We start from the raw sequence: 2,572 nt of genomic DNA, 5'->3' as shown, positions 1-2,572 counted from the left end.
AGGGGCCTGGTTCGCCTGCTCAACTATGAAGTCACCCAAGAACTCTTGAAGCAGGCTAAGGGAGGGCGAGGAAGGAGTTTTGGGTAAAGCCCTGAAAAGGGAATCTTGACAGATTTTTGGGGGGGTGCTACGTTGGTTTGGGGGAAACCCCAGAAGGAGGTGAGGCAAATGAAGAAGCTCCTATCTTTGGCCCTGGCCATCCTCCTGGTCGGGGGGACCGCAGCCCCGGCCCTGGCCTACGGGCCCGGGGTAGCGGCGGCGGCCTTGGTGAATCCGCAACCTGTGGGAACCGCCCTGAGCGAGGAGGCCCTGGCCGAGTACGAGGGGAAGGGGCTGCCGCCCGTGTTGGTTTACTATGGCGGGAGAGCATTAGTGGGGGCAGTCACAGGTGCAGTTGTTGAGTACGTGACTACAGGCCAGGTTACTTGGCAAGGCGTTGTTGGAGGAGCGCTAGGAGGTATTGGTTCCGCTTTCGCCGGCCAATACTTCCCCACACCTCGTCGCTAACGGTACCCTCCTCGCCCCGGCGGGATGAGCCCACGTCTGAAAGGCCAAAACCCCCGCCCATGGGCGGGATTTTTCAGCCTACCTACCCTCGTTGGGCATCTCCTCAGCCTCTCGGGCCTGGCCATCGGGGTATACTTTCTCACCTCAGGACACCACCTCCCCCTGGCCGCCTCCCTGGCCACCTACCTCGCCGCCACCCTTCTGGACGACCTTTCCACCTTCATTGCCCTGTCCAAGCTCTGCTTTGGGGAGGGGAACCCTCTCGTGAACTTCGCCCTCTCCCGCTTTGGGCTAGGAGTCAAGGGCTTCCTCGTGGCCGAGGTTCTGCTCCTCCTACCCCTCGCCATCCTGTTCCTCATCAGTTCGGGTAGCCCCGAAGAGCGGCTGGCCATAGCCCTGACCGCCGCAACCTTCTACCGCCTCGGGGGTTTCCTCAACAACGCCTGGCTGGCGGTGTGGTTCTGGAGGAAGGGGTGCTGAGGGCCCGGCCCATGGCCCCGTCCCCTCTGGCCCCGCTCCTGGTGGCCATTGGCATGGCCCTCCCGGCCGTCCTCGCCTCCTCTCCCACCCCCCTCAAGGCCCTCCGGGCCGAGGGGGTGGTCCTGCAGACCGACTGGTGGACCTGCGGGGCCGCGGCCCTGGCCACTCTGCACCGCCTGCTCGGCCTGGAGGCCACGGAGGGGGAGATGCTGGAGAGGGCCCTGCGCCACCAGGAGGGGCTGAAGGGGGGCCTCAACGCCCTGTGAGCCTGGTGCGGGCCTCCGGGGAGCGGGGCCTGCCCCTGCGAGGCTACCGCATGGACTCCGAGGCCCTGCGGGCCTACTTCGCCCGCGGGGGGCTGCCCGTCATCCTCCACGTGACCCGGCCCGAGCTCCACTGGGTGGTGGGGGTGGCCCTGGTGGGGGAGCACCTGGTCCTGGCGGACCCCTCCTGGGGGCGGCGCATCCTGCCCCTCCCGGCCCTGGCGGGGGAGAAGGGGTGGAGCGGGGTGACCCTGGTCCCGGAACCTCCTCTGCTCCTGGTGCCTCGGGGGCGGGCGGCCCAGGGGGAGTGGGCGGCCTGGGCCCAGGCCCGGCTGCGGCGGCTGGAGGCCCTGGGGGGTAGGCTGCCGTGAGGACCCTTCTCCTCCTGGCCTTCCTCCTCCTGCCCGCCTGGGGGCAGATCGACCCCCTGCGCCCGGCGGAGGAGCCCACCCTGGGCTTCCGGGTGGGGCTGGGGTACGGCCCCTTTGGGGGGCGGGGGATTGGGGTGGACGAGGGGGGGCCCTACGCCTTCACCCGGGCGGGGCACGACCTGCGCCTGGAGGTGGGGCTCAGCTGGCGGGCCACCCAGGAGGTGAGCCTGGAGGGGGCGGTGGGCCTCTCCCTCCTCCTCCTGGGGGAGGAGCGGGTGCGGGAGGGGAGGCGGGAGGCCTCCTGGTGGGGGGAAGGGGGCTGGGGGCTCCAGGTGGGGGCGGCCTACCGGCTGCGGGAGCTGCCGGGACGGCCCCGGGTCTACCTGGGGGCCCGGTACCCGTGGGGGCTGGAGGGGGGCGTGTCCCTGGCCTTCCTGCGGGACCCGGTGGTGGCCACCCTGGGGGGTAGCCTGGACTGGAGCCCTGGGGAGCCCCCCGTCTTGGGGGTGGGCCTGGGGCTGGGCCTGGTGGCCAACGAGGTGTGGAGCCTGGGGGTGGGGGCCTCCCTGCGGGTGCCCCTGGGAGTGGAGCCTCCTGGGGGAGCCCTCTTCCTGCGGGCGGGGTACAGCCTGGACCCGGAGGGGAAGGGGGAGGTGGCGGTGCGGGGTAGCCTTGGGGACGGGGGCTTCCGGCTGCGGGTGGAGTGGGCGGGGGGGCTATAGGCACGAAAGCCACCTTTCGCGCACAAAACTCGCCCCGCAGGGACAAAGCCTGCGGGGTTTATGCGACTTGAGGGGGGTAAAGGTGCATAAAGGCGGCAGAAGGAGGGGGCGAGAGAGGCCCACTTCGGGGGTGCATAAACAGGACTTTACCCACATCTCCGTTTCGTGGTAAATCTCCCCTTGCGGGCGCAGCCCGTATCTGGTACCGGGGGTGATCCATGGACATGCT

4 protein-coding genes are annotated in these 2,572 nt (G+C 69.6%); all 4 read left to right on the top strand.

From position 1 onward, the window contains the following. Window positions 1–531: 531 nt before the first annotated feature. Genes F604_RS0111465 through F604_RS0111455 form a run of 4 tightly spaced genes read left to right on the top strand, consistent with a single transcriptional unit; the run spans window position 532 to window position 2,343 of the window. On the top strand, window positions 532–987 hold the full coding sequence (locus tag F604_RS0111465; protein ID WP_019551762.1) for a hypothetical protein: 456 nt from the start codon (window positions 532–534) through the stop codon (window positions 985–987). Between the two features lie 53 nt (window positions 988–1,040). Continuing rightward, window positions 1,041–1,253 (top strand): cysteine peptidase family C39 domain-containing protein, encoded by a 213-nt coding sequence (locus F604_RS13390; RefSeq protein WP_248644195.1) that lies wholly within the window; start codon window positions 1,041–1,043, stop codon window positions 1,251–1,253. Beyond that, window positions 1,250–1,621, top strand: a complete 372-nt coding sequence (locus F604_RS13480) for a cysteine peptidase family C39 domain-containing protein (RefSeq protein ID WP_019551760.1) — start codon at window positions 1,250–1,252, stop codon at window positions 1,619–1,621. The genes F604_RS13390 and F604_RS13480 overlap by 4 nt, the downstream gene beginning before the upstream one ends. Next, complete coding sequence (locus F604_RS0111455) at window positions 1,618–2,343, top strand: hypothetical protein (protein ID WP_003049657.1); 726 nt, start codon at window positions 1,618–1,620, stop codon at window positions 2,341–2,343. The genes F604_RS13480 and F604_RS0111455 overlap by 4 nt, the downstream gene beginning before the upstream one ends. Window positions 2,344–2,572 lie beyond the last annotated feature (229 nt).

The organism is Thermus scotoductus DSM 8553 (assembly GCF_000381045.1).
Lineage (GTDB): Bacteria > Deinococcota > Deinococci > Deinococcales > Thermaceae > Thermus > Thermus scotoductus.
The sequence above is the reverse complement of the archived record's forward strand: the minus strand, read 5'-3'. Positions and strand labels throughout refer to the sequence as shown.

Bases quoted from the DNA above. Each gene is read 5' to 3' on its own strand.
- F604_RS0111465 (WP_019551762.1), top strand. From the start codon at position 532: ATGAGCCCACGTCTGAAAGGCCAAAACCCCCGCCCATGGGCGGGATTT.
- F604_RS13390 (WP_248644195.1), top strand. From the start codon at position 1,041: ATGGCCCTCCCGGCCGTCCTCGCCTCCTCTCCCACCCCCCTCAAGGCC.